General features: G+C 46.3%; 21 protein-coding genes. 20 read left to right on the top strand and 1 reads right to left on the bottom strand.

The features are described from left to right. Positions 1 to 13 precede the first annotated feature (13 nt). The 19 genes from HPY65_12655 (at position 14) to HPY65_12565 (ending at position 22,088) form a co-directional block, all read left to right on the top strand. Positions 14 to 1,831: a hypothetical protein gene (locus HPY65_12655; protein ID NPU85321.1), complete on the top strand. Its 1,818-nt coding sequence runs from the start codon at positions 14 to 16 to the stop codon at positions 1,829 to 1,831. Positions 1,832 to 1,905: 74 nt separating this feature from the next. Next, on the top strand, positions 1,906 to 2,607 hold the full coding sequence (locus HPY65_12650; protein NPU85320.1) for a class I SAM-dependent methyltransferase: 702 nt from the start codon (positions 1,906 to 1,908) through the stop codon (positions 2,605 to 2,607). A 60-nt stretch (positions 2,608 to 2,667) separates the two neighbouring features. Then, the gene (locus HPY65_12645; GenBank protein NPU85319.1) at positions 2,668 to 4,974 is read left to right on the top strand and encodes a fused MFS/spermidine synthase; all 2,307 of its coding nucleotides are present in this window, start codon (positions 2,668 to 2,670) and stop codon (positions 4,972 to 4,974) included. A gap of 37 nt (positions 4,975 to 5,011) precedes the next feature. Next, on the top strand, positions 5,012 to 6,220 hold the full coding sequence (locus HPY65_12640) for an aminotransferase class I/II-fold pyridoxal phosphate-dependent enzyme (protein ID NPU85318.1): 1,209 nt from the start codon (positions 5,012 to 5,014) through the stop codon (positions 6,218 to 6,220). 146 nt (positions 6,221 to 6,366) lie between these two features. Further along, positions 6,367 to 6,945 carry a methyltransferase gene (locus HPY65_12635; protein ID NPU85317.1) on the top strand — a complete coding sequence of 193 codons (579 nt, stop codon included), beginning with the start codon at positions 6,367 to 6,369 and terminating at the stop codon, positions 6,943 to 6,945. Positions 6,946 to 6,956: 11 nt separating this feature from the next. Then, a complete protein-coding gene (locus HPY65_12630; protein ID NPU85316.1) occupies positions 6,957 to 7,997 on the top strand; it encodes a polysaccharide deacetylase family protein in 1,041 nt (346 codons plus the stop codon). Further along, complete coding sequence (locus HPY65_12625) at positions 7,954 to 9,312, top strand: glycosyltransferase (GenBank protein ID NPU85315.1); 1,359 nt, start codon at positions 7,954 to 7,956, stop codon at positions 9,310 to 9,312. The genes HPY65_12630 and HPY65_12625 overlap by 44 nt, the downstream gene beginning before the upstream one ends. 8 nt (positions 9,313 to 9,320) lie before the next feature. Continuing rightward, a complete protein-coding gene (locus tag HPY65_12620) occupies positions 9,321 to 10,253 on the top strand; it encodes a hypothetical protein (protein ID NPU85314.1) in 933 nt (310 codons plus the stop codon). Positions 10,254 to 10,311: 58 nt separating this feature from the next. Then, complete coding sequence (locus tag HPY65_12615) at positions 10,312 to 11,472, top strand: glycosyltransferase (protein ID NPU85313.1); 1,161 nt, start codon at positions 10,312 to 10,314, stop codon at positions 11,470 to 11,472. Between the two features lie 74 nt (positions 11,473 to 11,546). Continuing rightward, a complete protein-coding gene (locus HPY65_12610) occupies positions 11,547 to 12,797 on the top strand; it encodes a glycosyltransferase family 4 protein (protein NPU85312.1) in 1,251 nt (416 codons plus the stop codon). Then, positions 12,785 to 13,684, top strand: a complete 900-nt coding sequence (locus HPY65_12605) for a glycosyltransferase family 2 protein (GenBank protein ID NPU85311.1) — start codon at positions 12,785 to 12,787, stop codon at positions 13,682 to 13,684. The genes HPY65_12610 and HPY65_12605 overlap by 13 nt, the downstream gene beginning before the upstream one ends. An 80-nt stretch (positions 13,685 to 13,764) precedes the next feature. After that, complete coding sequence (locus tag HPY65_12600; GenBank protein ID NPU85310.1) at positions 13,765 to 14,850, top strand: radical SAM protein; 1,086 nt, start codon at positions 13,765 to 13,767, stop codon at positions 14,848 to 14,850. A gap of 42 nt (positions 14,851 to 14,892) precedes the next feature. Next, positions 14,893 to 15,930, top strand: coding sequence for a glycosyltransferase family 4 protein (locus HPY65_12595; GenBank protein ID NPU85309.1), 1,038 nt, complete (start codon positions 14,893 to 14,895; stop codon positions 15,928 to 15,930). Between the two features lie 16 nt (positions 15,931 to 15,946). Further along, on the top strand, positions 15,947 to 17,149 hold the full coding sequence (locus tag HPY65_12590) for a glycosyltransferase family 4 protein (GenBank protein NPU85308.1): 1,203 nt from the start codon (positions 15,947 to 15,949) through the stop codon (positions 17,147 to 17,149). Continuing rightward, positions 17,149 to 18,522 (top strand): glycoside hydrolase family 99-like domain-containing protein, encoded by a 1,374-nt coding sequence (locus HPY65_12585; GenBank protein ID NPU85307.1) that lies wholly within the window; start codon positions 17,149 to 17,151, stop codon positions 18,520 to 18,522. Before HPY65_12590 ends, HPY65_12585 begins: the two co-directional genes overlap by 1 nt. Positions 18,523 to 18,556: 34 nt before the next feature. Then, a complete protein-coding gene (locus tag HPY65_12580; protein NPU85306.1) occupies positions 18,557 to 19,345 on the top strand; it encodes an ABC transporter permease in 789 nt (262 codons plus the stop codon). Between the two features lie 4 nt (positions 19,346 to 19,349). Beyond that, positions 19,350 to 20,108 carry an ABC transporter ATP-binding protein gene (locus HPY65_12575; GenBank protein ID NPU85305.1) on the top strand — a complete coding sequence of 253 codons (759 nt, stop codon included), beginning with the start codon at positions 19,350 to 19,352 and terminating at the stop codon, positions 20,106 to 20,108. 23 nt (positions 20,109 to 20,131) lie between these two features. Then, positions 20,132 to 21,100: a glycosyltransferase family 2 protein gene (locus HPY65_12570; GenBank protein NPU85304.1), complete on the top strand. Its 969-nt coding sequence runs from the start codon at positions 20,132 to 20,134 to the stop codon at positions 21,098 to 21,100. 58 nt (positions 21,101 to 21,158) lie between these two features. Beyond that, positions 21,159 to 22,088: an NAD-dependent epimerase/dehydratase family protein gene (locus HPY65_12565; protein NPU85303.1), complete on the top strand. Its 930-nt coding sequence runs from the start codon at positions 21,159 to 21,161 to the stop codon at positions 22,086 to 22,088. Positions 22,089 to 22,134: 46 nt separating this feature from the next. On the opposite strand, the gene HPY65_12560 is transcribed toward HPY65_12565, so the two are convergent. Continuing rightward, positions 22,135 to 22,821, bottom strand: a complete 687-nt coding sequence (locus HPY65_12560; protein ID NPU85302.1) for a glycosyltransferase family 2 protein — start codon at positions 22,819 to 22,821, stop codon at positions 22,135 to 22,137. 135 nt (positions 22,822 to 22,956) lie between these two features. Here HPY65_12560 and HPY65_12555 point away from each other — a divergent pair, with 135 nt between their 5' ends. Further along, complete coding sequence (locus tag HPY65_12555; GenBank protein NPU85301.1) at positions 22,957 to 23,340, top strand: hypothetical protein; 384 nt, start codon at positions 22,957 to 22,959, stop codon at positions 23,338 to 23,340. The last annotated feature ends 44 nt before the right edge of the window (positions 23,341 to 23,384 follow it).

The raw sequence follows: 23,384 nt of genomic DNA, 5'->3' as shown, positions 1-23,384 counted from the left end.
TCTTCTATAAGAAATGTCTAACCGGAAAAGAACATTCTTCTATATTATTGCGATATTATTTATTCCAGTCCTGACATTTTTGTTGGTCGAGGGTATCCTTTATATTCTTGATTATGGTAAAAGGCCGGCCCTTTTTATACCGGCTGTGGTAGACAATGTGGCTGAAAAATACATGATGGTTAATCCCAAGGTAGCAGAACGCTACTTTCCCAAATATCCATATGTTCCGACACCACCCAATGGATATTTTTTATCAAACAAGCCTAAGAATGGATGTCGGATTGTAATCATGGGAGGGTCCACTGCAGCAGGATGGCCTCATCCTGAAAATATGATATTTTCTAAAATTCTAGAAAAAAGGTTATCAGATACGTTTCCCCAAAAAGTGATCGAAATAATCAATACAGCGATTGGTGCAGTTAACACATACACTCTTTTAGATATTATCGATGAGGTGCTGGAGCAAAAACCCGATGTCTTGTTGATCTACGCAGGGCATAATGAATTCTATGGGGCTCTTGGTCAAGGATCATCAATTTCATTTGGGAAGTCTCGTTGGATTGTGAATATGTATCTGAAGCTTCAAAAATTGCGAGTGTTCTATTTGCTGAGGGATATTATATTGTATGTAAAAACATGGGTGAGCCGGGAACTACCGAGAGATGGAGCTGATCAGTATAATTTCATGAATGTTGTCGTAGGACAAAAAGTCATTCCATTAAATAGTTCTACTTATTCTGATGGTTGCAATCAATTTCGTGAGAATATGAAAGATATATTGCAAAAAGCAAAAAATGCAGGTGTTCCTGTTATGATTAGCGAATTAGTCAGTAATGTCAGAGATCTTTCGCCATTTGTGTCGCTAAGCACACCTAATAACCCGCCTGCAAGTTTAGTATATTCCGAAGCGCAGAAATTGGAAAGAGAAAATAGGATTCAAGAAGCCCGCGACGCATATTACAAGGCTAAAGACCTTGATGTGTTGCGCTTTAGAGGACCCGAGGAATTTAATCTGATTATTAGGCAAGTTGCTGAAGAATATAATGCCATATTTGTTCCAATGAAGCAATACTTCGAGAATGCATCCCCGAATCAGTTGATTGGGGAAACGCTAATGTTAGAACACGTGCATCCAAATGAGAGCGGGCAATTTATGATGAGTGATGCATTTTATAAAGCAATGTATTTGCATAGAATTATAGAGGATCAGTGGAATAAAGACTTGGTTTTGTCGGATGCACATTATAGAGAGACTTGGGATAATACAGAATTAGATCGCGATTTAGTGGCACTTAGAGTAATGGAGTTAAAAGATCGCTGGCCGTTTAGGCGGGACATTATGGCAAACAGTGCGAAGAAGTACCGCGTTTCCGATTCAGTGGCCGGTAATTGGGCTATGAGTGTATTTTATAATGAGATATCCTTTCAAGATGCACATCGCAAGCTGGCTGAATATTACGTATCTCAGGGGAAGTATGCCTTGGCTGCCAAAGAGTATAAAGCAATTATTACAGCTGAGCCGCTCAATATGAAAGTGTATCTTGATGCCGCTGCAGTTTTCTTGGAGGGGGGACAAGATGGAATTGCGGAGCAATTCCTGATTCCTATGATAAAATTGTGTAGCAGTGAGTTCGCAAACAGGGCAATAAACGATCTTTTCATTTCGAAAGGGAAAATATATGATGCTATAAAGCATCTTGAGAAGGCAATAATATACCACCCTGAAGAATATGTATTGATGATAAGTCTCACAAAATTATATATTTATAGCGGACAAAAGGATAAAGCAATGAAGCAAATGGTAATACTACAAAAATCATATCCTGATTGAATAGATATAGTTGATTTAAGAAGGCTACTTGGAAGTATATCTGAATATTTGTATTACAAGGAGAAATGAATGGTATGGAAATAGATGATAATCATGTCGATTATTGGATCCATTTCTGGAATAATAATCCTATTATCGAGAATGAGAATTTGCAAAAGCAAATCGGTAGAACGATCAATAAAGTTCCCGTAGATCAAAATGTATGGGAAAAGACGGTCGAAGATATAAAAAGGATAATTGATTTAGATGCTCACGATAATATCATTGACCTATGCTCCGGCAATGGTTTGCTTTCAGTTCCGTTAGCACAGAGATGTAAACAGGTTATCGCTGTTGATATTTCAAAGAAATTATTGGACAGGATCGACACAAATAAATATAAAAATATTGTGAAAATCGAAGGTGATTTAAGAAACATTAAATTCGAGAATGATTCCTATACAAAGGCTATTTTATATTTTGCATTGCAGCACTTCAGTGAACGAGAGTCCATTTTAATTGTCAAGTCTGTTTATAATTGGCTTAGGCCAGGGGGATTGTTCTTTATTGGTGATATATTGGATATAGATAAGAAGTTTGTTTTCTATAGAACAAAAAAATGGCAAAAAGAGTATTTCAATTCGATAATTACAAGGAGGTCTATTGGCACGTGGTTTAAAAGAGATTATTTTGAGAAACTGGCCTCGTTTATTGGGTTTAAGAAATGCCAGATACTTGATCAACCGCCATTTCAAATAAATTCTCATTACAGATTCGATGTTATTATGGAGAAATGAATTTATATATAATACTATATCTTCTCATCGCAAAAAAATGAACCGAAACAATAGAATCAAGTGAATATAAACAAACGAATAACTGTATTATCAATCATATTCATCCTTTCCGGGTTTACTGCTCTTATATATCAAATGGTATGGCAACGCTTGCTGACTGTCTATTACGGCGTTGGGGCCGTCTCAATCACCCTTATTATAAGTATTTACATGGCCGGGCTAGGGTTGGGTGCTTTATGGGGTGGACAAATATCCGAGCGGATAAAAAGACGATTGGAGTTGTATTGTCTCGTTGAGCTTATACTTGGTGTTTTTGGTATTGCAAGTCCATATCTGCTCGATGCATTGGGAAAAAGTACAGCGGGAAGTCCATATCCGCTTACTTGCATTTATCTATCGTTATATTTACTGTTTCCTACCATTCTAATGGGTTCAACCCTGCCGCTTCTTACAAAGATATTTAATCAATACATAAATGATTATTTTCAGACTGTAAGCTATCTGTATTTTATTAATACGCTAGGTGCGGCTCTGGGGGCGGTCTTTACTAGTTATTTCTTGATATCATTCTGGGGGCTGGATACAGCTGTATATTTTGCAGCAGCTCTTAACATCTTCATGGCAGCTTGTATTTATATTGCAAAGAGTGCGAGTGTCGGGACGATTCAAGAAACGTCAGGCATATTAAGAACAAAGGCTGGGGAAAAGGTTTCATCTTGGGGTAAGAAGGCATACTTGTGGGTCTTTCTCACGGGGTTTATGGCCATTGGCTATGAACTGATCTGGATTCGAATAACAAGCTTCCTGGTGAAGGACTCTCCCTATGCGTTCAGCAGCGCTTTATCCGTTTATCTTCTTGGTATTGCGCTTGGAAGCTATTTCATGAGCCTGTATCTTCGGAAGAATCCGATAGTTGATCAGGGTAGATTGTTTTTTAAGCTGCAATTCCTGATTGGTGTTACTGTATCGATTATCTTCATCGGTTATTATTATGCGACGAAGATGACTCTGGTGAGCGAATTGACGAGACTGTCGTTTCAGACAGAAGTTCATCCACCATGGATGAATCATCTGTTTACTGTAATTCCCCCATCCATCGCATTACCTGATAGTCTATTCCTTCAGTGTGATATTTTCTTATGGCCTCTATTTTTCGAATTTATTCCAACGCTATTTATGGGGGCAACGTTTCCATTACTTGCTTCGTTATCATTATGGAAAAAGGATAATGAAGGGCGCAGCATTGGAAACGTATATTTCTTCAACATTGCAGGTAATGTGGCAGGCGGCATCATAACAGGTTTTGTGCTGTTTCCTGTTCTGGGAACAGAAATTACACTTCTCGGATTTTGTACAATTGGAATACTGCTCGGTTATTTATCATTGAGGCGTAATGCCATCAGGCTGATGGTTCTCTCAAAAAGGGTTCTTGTTGCCCTGATCATAATTATCGTATTGCTGATTTTTCCAAAACAGGGACAATTGTATTCATCAATGTATTTCCCGCAAGGAAAGGACATGGATTTATTTTTTGAAGAAGGAGTTGAAGGAGTAGTCGGAACTTTTAAAAAAGGAGAATATATAGAGAATTATATTCATGGTGTTGCTCATGGCGGCCGCTTCCCCGGCAATGTCTTTTATTATCAGGCTATAGAAGCTGCCAGGCACGCACGGAGAGTCCATAATGTACTAATCATCGGATATGGTACGGGATCCACAACAGAGGCTATTCTAAAACTAGGTGAAGTCAAAAAAGTAACCATAGTTGAAATTAACGAAACGCTTATTAAGAATTTACGCAAAATATCTATATTTAATCAAATGTTAATGGATCCCCGACTTCATTTAGTTATTGATGACGGCCGAAGATACTTGTTGCGATCCAAGGAAAAGTATGATCTCATTATTGCGGATCCCTTATTGGTAACAACTGTTTACAGTAATAATCTTCATTCGAAGCAGTTCTTTGAAGTTGTAAAAAATCATCTATCCTCATATGGAGTGTTTAGTATGTGGGCAAATGAGCGAGAAATTATTTCAAGAACCATTGCCTCTGTATTCGCTCCTGTGAAGGTTCATTCATCATTGTTTTTTGCGGCAACTGAGCCATTTTATTCCGATGGCCAACGATTGGAGGAGCTAAGTATTGCGCTTTGGCCTGATAAGCCTGATCGTTTTTATGAACTTCAAGCTGAGGAAGCCTTTCGCTATTTATTTGCGACTCAGAAAATCAACAAAGATTTGCGGAGTATAAACAGTGATTGGAAGCCGAACGTTGAGTATTTCCTAGGATTAAGAAGAAAATACGAGTCCATTTCGAGAGATGTTGTTTGGAGGGAACGATTAGAAGAAAAAACAAACTATTAACTGGTCGATCGTCGTTTCAGAAAGTATGAACAGAAAGATGAAACTATCCTGTAATGATCTCGGCATATTCGGCGGTAAACCATCATTTATCGAACATCAGCACGTCGGTCGCCCCAATATCGGGAATCGGGAGCGCTTCCTCGAATTGATCAACGACATGCTGGACCGGAGATGGCTCACCAATCAAGGTGCTTATGTGCAGGAGTTTGAGCGGAGAATTGCCTCGATGCTCGGAATAAAGCATTGCGTTGCCATGTGTAATGGAACCATTGCTCTGGAAATAGCAATCCGCGCGTTGGAGTTGAAGGGGGAGGTGATCGTGCCGTCGTTTACCTTCATTGCCACGGCACACTCCCTTCAGTGGCAGGAGATCACGCCTGTTTTCTGCGACATCGATCCTGCCACCCATCACCTGGATCCAACGCATATAGAGAAGATGATTACTCCGAGAACGACCGGGATTCTTGGCGTTCACACGTGGGGAAGACCCTGCGATATAGAGGCCTTGTCGGAGATTGCGGAAAGAAACAAGCTGAAGCTCCTGTTTGACGCGGCTCACGCTTTTGCCTGTTCGCATCGGGGAAGGATGATCGGCAATTTCGGGAACGCCGAGGTCTTCAGCTTTCATGCGACGAAGTTCTTCAACACCATGGAGGGCGGGGCGGTTGTCACGAATGATGACGCCTTGGCAGGCAAGATGCGCCTGATGAAGAACTTCGGATTTGACGGGCTGGACAGCGTTATCTACATCGGCACGAACGGCAAGATGAGCGAGGCCTCGGCGGCCATGGGTCTGGCGAACCTGGCGAACCTTGAGGAATTTATCGCTGCCAACAGGAGAAATTATGAATGCTACCGGTCATGGCTCGATGGAATCCCCGGGATATCCCTGCTCGAATATGACGAGGGAGAAAAGCGGAATTACCATTACATCATTCTGGAAGTGGACGAGGAAGAAGCCGGATTGAGCCGGGATGAACTGCAGAACGTCCTGTGGGCCGAGAACATCCTGGCCAGGCGATACTTCTACCCGGGATGCCACAGGATGGAACCGTATCGTTCCTGTTTCCCTCATGCCCGTCTGCTGTTGAAGGAAACGGAGAGGATCTGCAAGAGGGTTCTCGTGCTGCCGACAGGGTCATCCATCGACCCGGAGAGCATAAAGACGATTTGCAACATTATCCGGTTGGCAGTAGCTCATGGGAAAGATATCAGGAAGAACATGAATCCGGATGAGACAGGGTGATAATGCGGATGTCCATGATCCCCAAAAGTCTGCGGAAAGCAACAGAGTTTATAATCCATCGATGCCCAAAAGATCATCTGAAGTGGGGCAATCTGCGTCGCCTCAATCCTGTAAGCCGTGTTTTCGGTTATGATCGAGGAAAGCCGATAGACCGATATTACATAGAATCGTTTCTGAAACGCCATAGCGATGATATCAAGGGGCGGGTGCTGGAGATAGGTGACCCTGGGTACACGCGCGAATTTGGAGGAAGCAAAGTTGAGAGAGCGGATGTGCTTCATGCGATTGAAGGGAATCCGGAGGCGACAATCGTCGGTGATCTGAGCACCGGCAAGGGCATCCCCAGAAGTGCATTCGATTGCATGATATTAACGCAAACTCTGCTATGTATCTATGAAGTCCGGGAGGCAGTTGCCAATGTGTATTCGGCACTCAAACCGGGCGGCGTTCTTTTGGCTACATTCCCGGGTATCAGCCAGATCAGCCGTTATGACATGGACCGCTGGGGAGATTACTGGCGCTTTACAACATTGTCCGCCCAAAAAATGTTCGGCAATGTTTTCCCGCCGGAGATGATCGAGGTTAAGGCACACGGGAATGTACTCGTGGCTGTCTCTTTCCTTCATGGATTGGCGACGGAAGAACTCACCAGCAATGAACTGGACTTTCACGACCCGGATTACGAGGTCCTGATTACCGTCAGGGCTGTAAAGCCCGAGGAATAGGACAAAGATACGTGCATTTGATCAAAGCGCTATCAAGTTATACAAGGCGTCAGTTTCGCGATACCAAGTGGAGGGCTGTGATATTGCTTTACCACAGGGTGACGGAACTGAGTACGGATCCTCAGTTGCTGAGCGTTACGCGGGATAATTTTGCTCGACATCTTCAAGTGATGAAGAAACACGGAAAGGTGGTTTCCCTTCGTCGGATTGCTGATGCGATTCCCTCCTGCAGTCTTCCGGCCAGGTCGATCGCCATAACATTCGATGACGGATACTCGGACAATCTCCACAATGCGCTGCCTTTGCTCGAACAAAGCCACTGTCCTGCTACGTTTTTTATTTCGACAGGTTACGTCGACAGGGGACGAGAATTCTGGTGGGACGAATTGGACCGGGTGCTGCTTCAGCCCGGGTTGCTTCCGCGGACCCTTGATTTGAAAATAGATGGAAGCAGCTATTCTTGGACCTTAAATGATGCAACATATTATAATGAAAGCGATTATCAGCAAAACCGTCTCTGGAATGTACTTGAAAGCGATGCTCCAACCAGCCGCCAGCATATTTACAGATCGATTTGCCAGTTGATTCAACCTTTAGGTGATGCGGAACGTCAAGGAATAATTAATGAATTCTTAAAATGGGCGGGTGCTGAACCAATATGCAGGCCAACACACGGCATCCTTTCAGAGAAAGAGATAAAGAGACTGTCGGAATCTCGTCTTGCGGAAATAGGGTCCCATACGATGTCACACCCCGTCCTTTCGAAACTGAATCTGGACATGCAGCGGGTGGATATCGGAGAAAACAAGGCTCAACTGGAGAAGATCATTGGGAGACCGGTGAATAGTTTCTCATATCCTTTTGGTACGGAAACCGATTACACGGATGATACCGTGTCGCTTGTCAGGCAGGCAGGATTTCAATGCGCCTGTTCAAATTTCCCCGGAGTCGTCTCCAGAGACAGCGATTCCTTTCAGTTGCCCCGTTGCCTGATACGGAATTGGTCGGATGAAGAATTTGAACATCGACTGGAAGAATTCTTCAATGGCTGACAGGCCAATGCATGTTCTTCAAGTCAGTACGCGGGATATAGGCGGTGGCGCCGAGAGGATTGCGTTTAATCTTTTTCAGGCCTACAGAGCGAAAGGGCATTTTTCAAAACTGGCGGTTGGTTTCAGGCACAGCGATGATGAGGATGTCTTCTCGGTTCCCAATGATGATTATCGAGACGCCGATCCGCCCCTGAGATACATGTCCGGCAATATGCTTCTGAAGGGGCTCGGATTTCTTCAAAGCATTGTCAAAAAAAAACGCCATTCGATCAGGCAAAAAAAAATACAAAAGGGATATGAAGATTTTGAGTATCCGGGTACCAGGCAACTGCTTGATCATAAAGCGATAAATCCAGATATTGTTCATTGCCATAATCTTCATGGCGGCTACTTTGACCTGAGGCTGATTCCATGGATAAGCAAACAGGTTCCATTACTTCTCACGCTTCATGACGCCTGGCTATTAAGTGGGCACTGTGCTCATTCTTTTGACTGCGAGCGCTGGCAGACCGGCTGTGGAAAATGTCCTGACCTGACGATATACCCGGCCATCAGAAGCGATGCTACAACATACAACTGGCGAAGAAAAAGAAAGATATATTCAAGAAGTAGATTCTATGTTGTTGTTCCGTCCCAATGGCTGATGAACAAAGTTATGGAATCGATGCTGGCGCAGTCGATTGTTCTTGCCAGGGTGATTCCAAATGGTGTGGACCTTTCCGTATTCAAGACCGCCGATCAAGAGAAGGTTCGCATTGCATTGGGGCTTCCGCGGGAAGCGGTCGTTCTGCTTTTCGTAGCCAACGGCATCCAGAACAATGTCTTTAAGGATTATCTGACAATGAGGAAGGCAGTGGCTTTGGTTGCCGCGAGAAAGCACGATCACAAATTAATATTTCTTGCACTTGGAGCTGATGCACCAGCGGAAAAGATTGATGAGGCAGAGGTGCAATTTATCCCATATCAAAAAGATCCAGCAGTTGTTGCCCAATACCACCAAGCGGCGGATATCTACATCCATGCATCAAATGCTGAGGTTTGGGGGTTGACGATAACGGAAGCCCTTGCATGCGGAACGCCCGTCGTGGTGACCTCGGTTGGCGGCATTCCAGAACAGGTAAATGATGGAGTGACAGGCTTTCTGACACCTCCGGGTGATCCGGAAATGATGGCCTTCCGTATTCAGCAATTGATTGACGATGTGTCATTGAGGGAAACCATGGGGCGGAGTGCTGCTGCAGATGCGAAAAGCAGATTTAATATCGATAGGATGGCCGACGAGTATCTTAATTGGTATCGTGAAATCTTAAAATAATAATATCGATGAAAAATTTTGCACCGATAGTAATACCGACTCTCAATAGATTTCTACACCTGAAAAATTGCATTGATTCACTCTCCGCATGTGTCTTTGCTGATAAAACAGATTTATACATTGCACTTGATTATCCCTTTCAGGAAGATCAACTTGAAGGGTATGTGAAAATTAACGATTATATTCATTATATACATGGATTCAATTCTGTGAATATCATAAAAAGAAATAAGAACTATGGGCCTTCAAAAAATGTGTCTGATGCGGCATCACAAATATTTGAACATCACGATAGATTGATCGTATCGGAAGATGACAATATATTCTCGAGTGATTTTCTCAGGTTTGTCAATCTTGGTCTTGAAGTATATAAGGATCGAGAAGATATTTTAACGGTTAATGGCCATACCGATCCTATCGATATTCCGGATATTTATAAGAAAGACGTATATGCATGGCTTGGTTTCTGTGCCTGGGGAAATGGGATCTGGAAAGAAAAGTGGAATAAAATCAATTTTTCAGAAGATTATGCTTTTGGTATCATAAGAAAGTTTCTTTTTAATCTTACCTCGGTACTGAAGCTGAACAGAATAGCAAATCATTATGTTCCTGCTTTGATTCATGTTATCGAACAAAATTGTTTATATGAAGATGTTTATATCTGTCTTTACCAGTTTACCCATAACATGTATTCTATTTTCCCGGCAGTGAGTCGCGTCAGAAATATGGGACATGATGGAAGCGGCCTTAATTGTGGCACACTGGAGAATGACATTTATAAGGGGCAGGAAATCTATACGGGAACGGGCATGTATAAAATGCCTGCCGATATAAAACCAGACAGGTTAACAAGCTATCTCTTAAGGGAACATTGGAAAACGGACTGTAAAACACAAATAAAAATGTTTAAGAAATTATTATTAATGAGGGCTGCATTATGAAATCTGTGGAGATATGCAAAAGAATAATGAATTGACTATCTGTTCAAACGTGAGTGCTATGAAAAATATACCTAAAATCAGCGTTGTCACGCCTTCCTTCAACCAGGGCCGTTTTCTCGAAAAAACCATCCTTTCCGTACTTGAGCAGGATTATCCAAATATTGAATATATCGTCATTGACGGCGGCAGCTCCGACGGCAGCGTTGAGATCATCAAAAAGTATGAAAAACAGTTGGCTTACTGGATCAGCGAGCCGGATCGAGGGCAGAGCCATGCCATCAACAAGGGATTTGAGCGGGCGACCGGGGATATCTTTGGCTGGCTGAACTCGGATGACTGGTATCATCCAGGGGCACTGAAGGCCGTTGTAGAGGGGTTCGCTGCCCATCCGGAAGCCGGAGCGCTGGTGGGTGGGGGGGATTATGTGGGTGAAAATGGTCAGTTATTAACAACGACTGTTAGAAAGAAAGTAGATCTTGAATCCATATCCGGCTGGTACAATCATTATTTCTGGCAACCCTCCTGTTTTTTCAGGAGAGAGGTCTGGAATTCATGCGGGCCATTGGATGAATCGCTGACTCTGGCGATGGATCTGGATCTGTGGCTCAAGATTGCAAAAAGATATACGTTTGCCACAACGGAAACAATTCTTTCGACGACTTTGAGGCACGAAAACGCCAAGACGTCCGCATGGATGCACGAATCCGATATCACAACCCTGAGATTGGTTTTAAAGCACGGAGGTGCAGCCGGAGCGTCCAATATCATTGAGAGTTACGCTAACCATATCATCGATTACCATAAAGATGTCGATTGGCGGATTGACGAGAATAAGCGTATTAATCGTTTCATGAATGAACAACTGGAAGAAAAAAACAGGCAAATAACGGAAAGAGACCGGTTGATTCGTGAGCGGGAGAGGGAAATAAGTGAGAGAGATCGACTGCTTGGTGAACGGGACAGACAGATGGGCGAGAGAGATCGGCTTATTGGTGAACGGGACCGTCAAATTGTTGAGAAAGATCGAGTGATCGCGGAACAAGAAAGGCGGATCGACGAGCGAGATAAGGCAATTAATGAAAGAGAGCAACGAATAAGAGAACATAGTGCTCGAATAGAAGAAAAGGATCAGCACATCAATGCTCTTTATGATTCAAAGAGCTGGAGGCTGACGGCTCCTTTAAGGTGGTTGGCTGGTAAATTTGTTAAGCATGATTGATAAATGACTCTTTTCATATATAACATATTCTTTGTTGACGGTGGGGAACTCGTCAAGTATATGATCGTGCCGCTATGAAAATATGCCTTGTATCGGAAGAATTTCCTCCGGAAACCGGGTGGGGAGGGATAGGCACACACACTTACAACCTTGCACATGCAATGGCGGCGCTCGGCCATCCGGTCAGTGTGGTTTCAAAATCAGTAGATGGTAAAAATACATCGCTTATCAAAAACAATCTTTCCATACATCGAATTGTAGATTCCGATCTTAACGCCACCTTCTTCAACGTATTTAATTCCCTTGTAAACAAGATCCCAAGTCCTTCCCTTCGATCTGCTTTTCTTCAATATCCTTTGAATACTCTCCGCCGCAGCGCAGCCATAGCGGCTTGGATCAGAGAAAACGGACCATTTGATATCATTGAGTATCCGGATTACGGCGGGGAGGCATTCTGGGGTCTGTTCAAGGAGAAAATCCCGATCCCTGTGGTCGTGAAACTGCATACTCCTCTTTTTTTGACGCAGCGACTCAATTCCGTTCCCGATAACGATATTGCCGTAAGACTGAGGAAGTGGATGGAGAAGTATTCCATAATGCATGCGACAAAACTTATTTCTCCTACGAAAAGTCTTTCTGAGATTGTCGGTGCGGAATACGGTATCCCGGAAGCGGAGGTTTTACCGAACTGCATCGATACGGAATATTTTTCCTTCAAGGAAAAGGAGGGGCAAAAGAAGGATTGGATCATCATGTATGCCGGCCGGTTGGAAAGACGAAAAGGGGTGGAGCTGTTGGCGAAAGCGATTCCTCTTGTTGTCGACCGGGTTCCGAATGTGAAGATACAAATGGTGGGAAGAGATACGCCGACGGCGGAAGGCGGCACTTCCATGAAGGCATGGTTGAATCGCTGCTTTGAAGAACGTGGGATTTCACGGCATGTAGAATTTGCAGGGGAAGTTCCGAAGGAAAAGATCGTCGGATATTATCAGAATGCCGACGCTTGCGTGCTGCCGTCCCTCTGGGAGAATCTTCCCTATACCTGCCTGGAAGCGATGTCTTGCGGCACTCCCGTCGTGGGAAGCAATGTGGGCGGGTTTCCCGAAATAATCACCGACGGCCTGAACGGTTTTCTCTTTCAATCAAGAGATCACGAAGATCTGGCAAAAAAGATCCTGGAACTCATCAACAGCGAACAAATACGGGCTCTCGGGCGAAGGGCCCGCGAGAGAATCGTAACCGCTTATGGCCATGGGGTAATCGCAAAGCAAATGATTGAACTTTATCAAAAAATCACGATGGGTCGAGAATCATGCCGTTCCTGACGGTTGCAGTCTGTACAAGGAACAGGAGCGAGAAAACCCGTAATGCGGTCGAATCAATCCTATCCAATTCATTTCAGGATTATGAACTTCTCGTTGTGGATCAAAGCACGGAAGGGGCAACCGGCGCCGTCATGGATGGCTACGATGACAAGAGAATCAGGTACATCCATACGGACACGGTTGGTCTTTCAAGATCGAGGAATGTCGCGATCCGTGAAAGCAAAGCGGAAATTATCGTATTCACGGATGACGATTGCATCTGCGACAGGGATTGGCTCGGATCGATAGCAGCGGAGTACGACCAGGATCCGAACATGATGGGGGTTTATGGAAGAGTTCTTCCCTTCGGCGACGGCCGGGAAGGAATGGTCTGCCAATGCCTGATTGATTCCATGGAAAGGCGGATTGTAAACAAGCCCATCATTCCGTACAACGTTTTGGGACACGGTAACAATATGTCCTTCCGGAAAGATGTGTTCAGGAAAGTCGGCCTGTATATTGAGAGTCTGGGGGCCGGAACATGGATGAAAGGCGGAGAAGATACGGACCTGACGTATCGGGTATTACGTTCAAGAATGAAGGTCTGCTATTCACCTGCTCCGCTTGTTTATCACGATAACTGGCTGACGCGCGAAAAGTCCGCGGCGCTGGAATGCGACTATATTCTTGCTTCAGTCGCCGTATTTATGAAATATGCGCTTAAATTAGACCGTGTTGCGCCTTCATATCTTGATGAGAGGGGAAGAGAAATAATCTATCGTGTTTATTGGCAGATAAAGCACAGCAATAAGGCGGATTTGAAATTCGCATTGAAACGATTGAAATATTATTCCGTCGGACTGTTGATGGGTGTAAGGTTTCTGTTTGTCGCGGCTCCCGGATTATAGTATCCGGAACAAATTAATCTCAATAGAATGCATCATGGTCTGAATTGGTTAGGTTGATGACGGTATCTCCGCCGACAAAAATGATTCTGGCCCTGACAAAGAAGTGCAATATTGCATGCTACATGTGCAATGTGCATTACAAAAAGGGCGTGCTGGAAGAGTATCCGACGATGAGTTCGACGGTTTTCAGTAAGATAGAGCCGTTTTTCCCTTTTCTGAAACAATTGACACTGGGAGGCAATGGGGAGCCGTTCATCGATAAAGATATATTCCATCGACTTGACAGGATCAGGCATCTTAACAAGGCTGTATTTATTGAAGTATTCACAAACGGTCTTTTGCTGGATTCGCCAACGCTTGTGAGAGAAGCTGTCCATGCGATCGATATGTTCAGATTTTCGATCAATGCATTCAGTAAAAATAATTATGAATCAATTATGGTTGGCGGGAAATATGATAAGCTGCTTCATAATCTTGCCGTTTTTAAGCAGGTGAGAAATGACGCCGGCATGAAGATAAAGACGTCTGTTGAATGTATCATTATGAAACGAAATATATCAGACATCGATAAAAGCGTCGAATTTTGTAGAGAACTGGGCTTCGATTCGCTGGTCTTCAAGCCGATGTGGATCATTGACGACAGAACAAAAGAGGAATTTATCAAGCCTGAGGATGCTGAAGCGGATATTCTACGGGAGTTGCTTCCCAAAGTACGGCATCTTGGAATGCGGACCGGCATCGAAGTAGAGATATACGACGAAATATTTCAATTGTATTTTAACAGGGATAAAGAACGGCGAATATCCGACGATATTTCAGTTGTGCCCGTCCCAAAGAAGCATTCATACTGGGGCATGATGAAAAACCGAATAACGCGTAATCTTGCAAATAAGTCAGTAGATTATGAAAAACTCCCTTGCTCAGATCCATGGAATACAATACAGATCTTTGAGAATGGGTCGGTGCTGCTGTGTTGTCAGGGACTGACGCCAATCGGAGATTTGAAAGAGTCTTCCATAGAAGAAATCTGGAACGGAGAGGAAGCACAGAGGTATCGAAGGGGAATGATCAGTGGAGAATATTATGGCGCATGCAGAAATTGCAACAGAATAGTCCCCAGGAATCTGGCTTCTTATGAAAAAGCAATAACAAGAAAGAAGGAGTGATCAAGCACATGGGAGCAAATTCAAGGTTATGAGATTTATTGCATGAATATATACAACATCTTTAAAAAAATTCCTCACCATTCTTCCTTTTCCGGTTATGATCAGTTGGTAAAATATTTACCGTCAAAATCGTTAAGCGTTTCTTTCAGAAAGACAGTTGAAAACATACTCAATAGAATCCCTGAAGAAAAACTGAAAAGATGGACTTGGGTCGGCGGCTGGTACAATAAGGAGTCCTTCGCCAAGGAGATTCAGATTGCGTTGAATCTTCCGCTTAGAAGAGGGATTTATCACTATTTGTATGGAGAGGATGATTTTTATTGGGGAGGAAGACTTCCATTCCGTTCGGGAAGCAAGATCGTAGTGACCTATCATCAGCCGCCGGACTTGTTCGAAGAAGTCATCAAGGACAAATCTATCGTTGCAACCGCTGATGCTATTATTGTATGCGGCCTGAACCAACTGGAATACATGGAGAAGTTCACGGGCAGAAAAAATGTTTATTATCTGCCCCATGGCGTTGATACGGGATACTTTACACCCCCTGACAAAAAGCCTGATGGCGATCGATTCAATATAATCTCGGTCGGCTGGTGGCAGCGCGACGTGGATATGATAAAGAGAATTATCCGGAGGGCAAACGAGGAAGCCTTGGAAGTCGAATTCAATATCGTGACTTTCCCGCAATATTTCGAACATTACGGCGGATTGAAGAACGTAAATCTCTACAGCGGGATAAGCGACGACGAACTGAAGCGAATGTATCAGAATGCCGACGCCTTGCTTCTTCCCATGAAAGACTGCACCGCCAATAACGCGATCCTGGAGGCAATGGCCTGCGGCGTTCCGGTTCTCACAACGGATGTGGGCGGTATCCGAGGCTATGTGGACGACAGCTTTGCCGTCCTCTCCGGAGCCGGAAACGATTCGGAGCTTTATGAAGCGGTGCTTGAGTTGTCGGGAAACGTTCAAAAAAAGACCGACATGAGCAAAGCGGCACGGATAAAGTCACTGGAGTTCGACTGGAATGTCGTAGGCAAGCAAATGCTGCAGATCTACAACCTTATCTGGAATCATTGAGTCTGGTTGGATGTTTATGGGTAGCTGGTTGAGACGACTGCCGCGAAAAATTTTAGACTTTGTTCCTGTAGAGCCTGAAGACAGGAGAAAGGTATTTTTAAATAATAAAACGGCTGGGAAAAACATATTGTTTGTTGATTACGAAGTGCCTCGTTATGACATGTATGCGGGATCAAGGGCTAATTATCTCTACCTGAAACTGCTCGCGGGATTGGGGCATAACGTGAAACTGCTTCCCGCCGATTTCCGGGGAGTCGAACCATACACTACTCAATACGAGAAAGAAGGGATTGACGTTCTTCATGGGGCATGGTTCAGAAAAAACTGGCATCAATGGATAAAGGAAGTTGCGGACGGGCTGGATGTTGTATTCTTTAATAAACCGGATCCTACAACCATTTTTTTAGATTCCTTTCGCTTAAATACGAATGCCAAAATTCTATACCAGATGCATGATTTGCACTATTTGAGATTACAGGGTAAGTATGAAATTGAACAAGATGAGAAATTGTTCAATATTGCTTCAATATACAGAAAAAAAGAAGAGGAGATATTTTCAAAAGCGGATGTTATTTTGACCTTCAGCAGCAAGGAAAAAGAAATACTTCTCAAAGAAATGCCTGACAAGCAGATCGAGGTGGTCCCTCTCTATTTCTATGAGAAAATGTCCGATCGAAAGATCATATTCGAAAGCTGCGAAGGAATACTGTTTGTTGGTGGTTTTGGTCATTCGCCGAATGTTGATGCGGTAAACTGGTTCGTAAAAGATATATTTCCTCAAGTCGTTGAGAAAATACCCCATGTTCGTTTTTTCATTGTCGGTGGAAATCCACCGAGCCGGATCAGGGATCTTTCATCGGAAAATGTAAAGCTTCTGGGACAGGTCAGTGACGTTGAGTTGGTGAATATTTACAATAGGGTAAGGCTGGTTGTCATTCCGTTGCGGTTCGGGGCGGGGGTCAAGGGCAAGACGGTCGAAGCGCTGTATCATGGCGTCCCGGTAGTTTCAACCAGCGTCGGCGTGGAAGGGATAGAAGATATTCTCGATATTATAAAGCCGATTGATGATCCGTATGAATTTTCAAATGAAATCGTAAAATATTATAACGATATTGAACTCTTGAGATGCAAGGCGGAAGAAGCGAGAGTGTTTGTGGAACAAAAATTCAATTACTCCGTCGCCGCCGGATTAATCGATCGGATCGTTCGGGCACACTAATGCAGACATCTCCACGTCTCATCTCCATGTATCTTCCACAATACCATCAGACGCCTGAAAACGACAGGTGGTGGGGAGAAGGTTTTACCGAGTGGGCCAGGGTAAGGGCCGGCACTCCCCGGTTTCATGGACATTATCAGCCGCATGTCCCCGGACAACTCGGGTATTACGACCTGCGCGATGCCAAGGTTCGATCTGCCCAGGCAGAGCTTGCAAGGGAACATGGCATCCACGGCTTTTGCTATTACCATTACTGGTTCAATGGCAGACGACTTTTGGAACTACCTTTCGAGGAAGTGCTGAAGACAGGCGAACCCGATTTCCCTTTTTGTCTATGCTGGGCAAACGAGAACTGGACGAGGAGATGGGACGGGCAAAGCCAGAAAGTACTTATTGAGCAGAAATACAGTGACGAGGACAGCTTGAACTTCATTCGTTCATTGATCCCGGCATTTCAGGACCGCCGTTACATTCGGGTCGACGGAAGGCCGCTTTTGCTTGTTTACAGAACGGGTCTTCTGCCGAATCCAGGGAAAGTGGCGGAGATATGGCGCAAGGCAATGAAGGAAGAGGGAGTCGGCGATCTTTATCTGGTGCGGATTGAGAATTTCATGCACGGACCGGAGCCGGCCCCCGGGGATGTCGGCTTTGATGCGGCTATGGAGTTCGCCCCCTACTGGGGATTTGTGGGAAGGAGGCTGGAACGGGCGGAAGTAGACCTCCCGACCGACATACGGGCTTACAGTTATGACGACTGTATGAAGGCGATGTTGAACCGTCCTCTTCCCTCGTACAAGCTGTTCAGGGGGATATTCACAGGCTGGGACAATTCACCACGGAGAAACAACGGTCCGACAATATTCATTGATTCATCACCCGAGAAGTACGCGTACTGGCTTTCCCTGATTCTGAAGCAAACGGTCAACATGTTTGAAGGGGATGACAGGATCGTATTCATCAACGCCTGGAATGAATGGGGCGAGGGATGCCACCTGGAACCGGATGAGAAATACGGTCTGCGCTATCTGAGAGCCACGAGGATGGTGTTTCGCCAGTCCGAAGACTATGCCCTGCTGATTGACAAGATCCGGCATTTGCGGGATGCCGATGAAGGAGCCCTGCAAACTTGGCTTGAGAACCTTGATCGCGTCTATTCGTCCGGCGACAGACTTACGGAGAAGGAAGCGATCCTGCTTAGAGCTTTCGGAAATTTGACGAATCCGCCCAAAATGATGGTTCTCGATTCTGAATTGAATGATCAGGTGGACCAATTACTCAGGGGGAAAGACGCCATTATTCAGTCGATATTTGATTCATTGAGCTGGAAGATAACGGCTCCTCTTCGCAAGTTGTATGACAAGTTTTTTACATAAAGAAATGAACGAATAATTGAAATGGGAATGAATATTGGAAAATAAAATCAGTGCGGCCCATCAGAATGGCGCTTATCTGCCCGGTTTGATCTGGACACTTATCCGTACGGACTTCAAGACCCGATACCATGGGACAATAGGGGGATATCTGTGGGCGCTCGTCAAGCCCTTAACCATGTTTATTGTCCTATATATGGTCTTTTCCGTCATTTTCACGATGGATCCAAATTACAATCTAAACCTGATCATCGGGTTGTTTCTGTGGGAGTTTTTTGGAGAAGCAACCAGAACGGGTATCATGTCCCTTCAGGAAAAGAATTTTTTGCTAACAAAGACAAAATTTCCGTCGTGGGTCGTCGTATTGACGTCCGTTTCAAGCGCTTTGATTACGGTAACGATCTTCAGTATTGCCGTATGTGCCTATATCTCGATATTCAGACGTAGCCTGAGCTTTCTGGAAATTGGTGTTTTTTATTCTTATATCATTCTATTTCTTATTATAACTATCGGGATCGCACTGGCGGGAAGCGTCCTGTTTCTCCGGTACAGGGATATTAATCAGATATGGGATTTGTTGATTCAAGCGGGCTTTTTCATCACGCCGATCATCTACCCACTGGATATCGTGCCGCATAAATTTCATTTTTACCTGTATATGTGGTTGCCCACAGCCGTGATTCAGTTTTCAAGATCCGTTCTCATTAAAGGCCAGATCCCGTCGCTGACGGCTAATGCAATGCTTGCCGGAAGCGCGGTAGCGGTGCTGCTGGTGGGTGCTTTGCTGTATTACTGGCTCGTCCAACGGTCCCTGGAGAGGTTGTAGAAACATGGATGCATTGGAAGTTCGAGAAGTTAAAAAGAGTTTTCTGATTCCCGACGCCAGAAGGGATACCATTCGCGAGCATGTCCTCGACAGCTTCAAATTCAAATACAGGTTGAACAACCGGCGGGAGCTGAAGGTTCTGGACGGCGTGAGCTTCTCCGTAAAGGACGGGGAAACCATTGGAATCATGGGAAGAAATGCGTCCGGCAAGAGCACGCTGCTGAAGATCATCTCTGGCATTTATCAGCCCGATCACGGACAAATCGAGCGAACCATTCCGATCACGCCGATCCTGGATTTGGGCGTGGGCTGGAATCCGGAGTTGGACGCCGTCGACAATATCTGTTTGCTGGGCACGGTGATGGGCCTTACGCTTCGCGAAATTAAGACATCCAAGGATGAAATCCTCGAATTTGCAGGGCTGAGGGGAATGGAGCGACTTCCTCTGAAGCACTATTCATCGGGCATGGCAATGCGCCTGGCCTATTCCGTGGCTTTTCGGGCGGTCCGGGGACTGCTCATTCTGGACGAGATATTTGCAGTGGGGGACATCGAATTCAGAGAACGATGCTATCAGCGATATGAAGAAATACGCAATGCGGGGCATACGGTCATTTTAGTCAGTCATACTCCCAAGGATATCGAGCGGTTTTGTGGTAGAGCTTTTCTTCTCGAGGGCGGAAAAATCGTTCAGGAAGGAAGCGGAGAGGAAATAGCGAAATCCTACGTTCGGCTGCTGGCTCCCGATACCAGGGAATCGTAACGGTCTCTTGGGATTCTGAGTGAATGGCGTCGATCACGGTCATCATCGTAAATTGGAACGGCGGGAAACTTCTCGCAGAATGCCTGAGGGGTCTCGATGCCCAGACGGTTCGGCCCGATCGCATTCTTCTCGCGGATAACGGGAGCTCTGACGGATCTCTGGACCTTGTGAGGGAATTCAGGAACGTTACGGTTCTTGAGATGCACGAAAACCTGGGATTTGCGGCGGCCAACAACCGAGCCTTGGCGGCGTGCGACACGGAGTTCGTCGCTTTCCTGAATCCCGACGCCTTTCCGGCTTCCGACTGGCTCGAGCAGTTGCTGGCCGCCGCCGACGCCCGACCGGATGTCGCCTCTTTCGGATCCCGCCAGATGCGCCATGGAACACCCGGCGTTTTGGATGGAATCGGAGACGTCTATCACATGAGCGGATTGGCTTGGCGTGATCGCTATGGAGAGAGGCAGCAGCCGGGCGATTTGGTCGCGCGCGAGATCTTTTCCCCCTGTGCTGCAGCGGCCATGTATCGGCGGCAGGCCTTGGTGGCTATCGGCGGATTCGAAGAGGATTTCTTCTGCTACCTGGAGGATGTGGACCTCGGATTCCGGCTCCGCCTGGCGGGTCACAAGGCCATGTATGTTCCTGATGCGGTGGTTCATCACGTGGGTTCGGCGGCGACGGGGGGGCAGAACAGCAATTTCGCCGTCTATCACGGCTTTCGCAACCAGGTCTGGACATTCGTCAAGAATATGCCGGGTGCCCTTTTCTGGCTCCTACTGCCGCTGCATATCGTTCTCAATCTTGCGTCCATTGCGGTATTCACGATGGGGGGACAGGGGAAGGTGATCCTGAAGGCCAAGTGGGATGCACTTCTTGGCGTCCCGCGCATGTGGAGAAAGCGGAAAAGCATTCAAGCAGAACGCATCGCTTCGTCGAGTGCCATATGGCGCATACTGGACAAGCGGGTTTTAAAGACCGGCCGCGGTTCAAATTGAGGGATCCGCAGAGGAGCCGGTGCAGGAAAGTGAAATCGGGTTGAAAGGGTAACGAAGCATGAATATTCTCGTCACCGGCGGTGCCGGATTCATCGGTTCTCACGTCGCGGATGCTTTTCTTGCGGAAGGGCACTCGGTATCGATCATGGACGATCTCTCTACGGGGAGGGAGCGCAATGTTCCGCACGGCGCGTCCTTTATGAAGGCCGATATCCGCGATGCGGGTGCGATTGAGCGTCTGTTCGGGACGGGACGCTTCGATGTCCTCTGCCATCATGCGGCCCAGATGGACGTTCGGCGATCCGTGGCGGAGCCTGTTTTTGACGCCTCGGTCAACGTTATCGGCGTCCTGACCCTTCTTGAAGCGGCCATCCGGCACGGAGTGAAGAAAGTCATTTTCGCGTCCACAGGAGGTGCCATGTACGGCGAGCAGGACTATTTCCCGGCGGACGAGAAGCATCCGGCCCGACCTGTGTCGCCCTATGGTGTCACCAAGCTGGCAACAGAGCGGTATCTCCATTTTTACCGTGTGACGTACGGCCTGGATTCCGTCAGCCTTCGCTACGCAAACGTTTACGGCCCCCGCCAGAACCCCGAGGGGGAAGCCGGCGTGATCGCCATCTTCGCAAAGAAAATGTTCCGCGGAGAGCAACCGGTCATCAACGGGGACGGGAAGCAGACTCGCGACTATGTCTACGTGGGAGATGTGGTCCGCGCAAATCTGCTGGCTCTCCGCTACGGGGGATCCGGGATCTTCAATATCGGCACGGGTGTGGAGACGGACGTGAACGCCCTTTTCCGGAACCTGAAGGCGCTGACGGGATCGAACTGTGCGGAGAAGCACGCGGATGGGAAAAAAGGCGAACAGTTGAGAAGTGTCCTGGATGCGGGCAAAGCGGTCAGGGAGCTTGGATGGAGTTTGACGTACCCGCTGGAAGAAGGGCTGCGTCTCACGGTTGACTATTTCCGCAGCGAGCGTGAAGAATGAAGGACTGCATTCAACCGGTCCGCCTTGTCTTGCCGCTGCATGAAACTTACCGGATCAGATTGTATTTCAGGATGCAGTAGAGCGCCCGGATCCCGTCCTTCCAGTTGATCTTCTTTCCCTCCTTGTACGTGCGTCCATAGTAGGAAATGCCGACCTCGTAGATGCGGCAGTCTTTCCGGGCGATCTTGGCCGTGATTTCCGGTTCGAACCCGAAGCGGTCCTCCTCGATGGTGATGGACTGGATGATCTCCCGGCGGAAGACCTTGTAGCAGGTCTCCATGTCCGTCAGGTTCAGGTCCGTCAGCATATTGGAGAGAAGGGTGAGGAAGCCGTTTCCCAGCCGGTGCCAGAAGTAGAGAACCCGATGGGCCTCGCCGCCGAGGAAGCGCGATCCGTATACGACGTCCGCCTTGCCGTCCAGGATCGGCTGGAGAAGTTTCGTGTATTCCCGGGGATCGTATTCCAGGTCGGCATCCTGGATCAGGACGATATCGCCCGTCGCGGCGCGGACACCTTCTCGAAGGGCTGCGCCCTTTCCCCGGTTGGCTGGTTGCAGGATCAGGCGGTCGATCCGGTCCTTCAGCGCATTCAGCTTTTCCCTCGTCCCGTCCGTCGATCCGTCGTCGACCACGATGATCTCCTTGTCGGGATAGGAAGCGTGACCGACGGCCTCAAGAACCGTTTCGATCGAATGGATCTCATTGTAACAGGGAATGATAATTGAGAGTTTCAACGGGCAGTCATCCTGAATAATCTTCAGATTATGTTTAGAGAAACCGGCTCTCGTTGTCAACCTCGATAATCACTGATGATTTGACTCTTTATTAGGAATATATTATATTGACATAAAAGGAAGGAGGGGGGACCGATGGGCGGCTTCTTTGAAAGAATGCGGCGCGTCTTCAAGGGGCGGCAAGGGGACCGCTTTTCCGTAACGGGCAAGGCCATCGTCATCATCGCCCCATCGACGGACAATGAACAAAGAGTCCAGATTCTGGACATCAGCAAGGGAGGACTGGCCTTCGTTTATGACGGATCCAAAGAGCAGTTGGTCGAATCGGGGATCCTGCAGCTCCTGTCGGAGAATGAAACCTTCCTGGAAAAAGTTCATTTCGACACCGCTTCCGATATCCCTCTGCAGAGTCAGTCCGGTTACTACCGTCGCCGGGGGGTCCGGTTCAAATGGATGGGGGTGTTCGATCAGGCAAAGCTGGATGACTTCATCAATGAAGTGAGGACCTGTTCACTTTAGTTGAAAAGGGTTTGGTTGTATTGAAGCAATGCAGGGGGACGGAT

Source organism: Syntrophaceae bacterium, from assembly GCA_013177825.1.
Taxonomy (GTDB): domain Bacteria; phylum Desulfobacterota; class Syntrophia; order Syntrophales; family PHBD01; genus PHBD01.
The sequence above is the reverse complement of the archived record's forward strand: the minus strand, read 5'-3'. Positions and strand labels throughout refer to the sequence as shown.

Excerpts from the sequence above, each read along its gene's own strand:
- HPY65_12600 (NPU85310.1), top strand. The coding sequence starts at position 13,765 with ATGATTCTGGCCCTGACAAAGAAGTGCAATATTGCATGCTACATGTGC.
- HPY65_12640 (NPU85318.1), top strand. The coding sequence starts at position 5,012 with ATGAAACTATCCTGTAATGATCTCGGCATATTCGGCGGTAAACCATCA.
- HPY65_12575 (NPU85305.1), top strand. The coding sequence starts at position 19,350 with ATGGATGCATTGGAAGTTCGAGAAGTTAAAAAGAGTTTTCTGATTCCC.
- HPY65_12565 (NPU85303.1), top strand. The coding sequence starts at position 21,159 with ATGAATATTCTCGTCACCGGCGGTGCCGGATTCATCGGTTCTCACGTC.
- HPY65_12625 (NPU85315.1), top strand. The coding sequence starts at position 7,954 with ATGAAGAATTTGAACATCGACTGGAAGAATTCTTCAATGGCTGACAGG.
- HPY65_12590 (NPU85308.1), top strand. The coding sequence starts at position 15,947 with ATGGGTAGCTGGTTGAGACGACTGCCGCGAAAAATTTTAGACTTTGTT.
- HPY65_12650 (NPU85320.1), top strand. The coding sequence starts at position 1,906 with ATGGAAATAGATGATAATCATGTCGATTATTGGATCCATTTCTGGAAT.
- HPY65_12570 (NPU85304.1), top strand. The coding sequence starts at position 20,132 with ATGGCGTCGATCACGGTCATCATCGTAAATTGGAACGGCGGGAAACTT.
- HPY65_12605 (NPU85311.1), top strand. The coding sequence starts at position 12,785 with ATGCCGTTCCTGACGGTTGCAGTCTGTACAAGGAACAGGAGCGAGAAA.
- HPY65_12585 (NPU85307.1), top strand. The coding sequence starts at position 17,149 with ATGCAGACATCTCCACGTCTCATCTCCATGTATCTTCCACAATACCAT.
- HPY65_12610 (NPU85312.1), top strand. The coding sequence starts at position 11,547 with ATGAAAATATGCCTTGTATCGGAAGAATTTCCTCCGGAAACCGGGTGG.
- HPY65_12555 (NPU85301.1), top strand. The coding sequence starts at position 22,957 with ATGGGCGGCTTCTTTGAAAGAATGCGGCGCGTCTTCAAGGGGCGGCAA.
- HPY65_12620 (NPU85314.1), top strand. The coding sequence starts at position 9,321 with ATGAAAAATTTTGCACCGATAGTAATACCGACTCTCAATAGATTTCTA.
- HPY65_12615 (NPU85313.1), top strand. The coding sequence starts at position 10,312 with ATGAAAAATATACCTAAAATCAGCGTTGTCACGCCTTCCTTCAACCAG.
- HPY65_12595 (NPU85309.1), top strand. The coding sequence starts at position 14,893 with ATGAATATATACAACATCTTTAAAAAAATTCCTCACCATTCTTCCTTT.
- HPY65_12655 (NPU85321.1), top strand. The coding sequence starts at position 14 with ATGTCTAACCGGAAAAGAACATTCTTCTATATTATTGCGATATTATTT.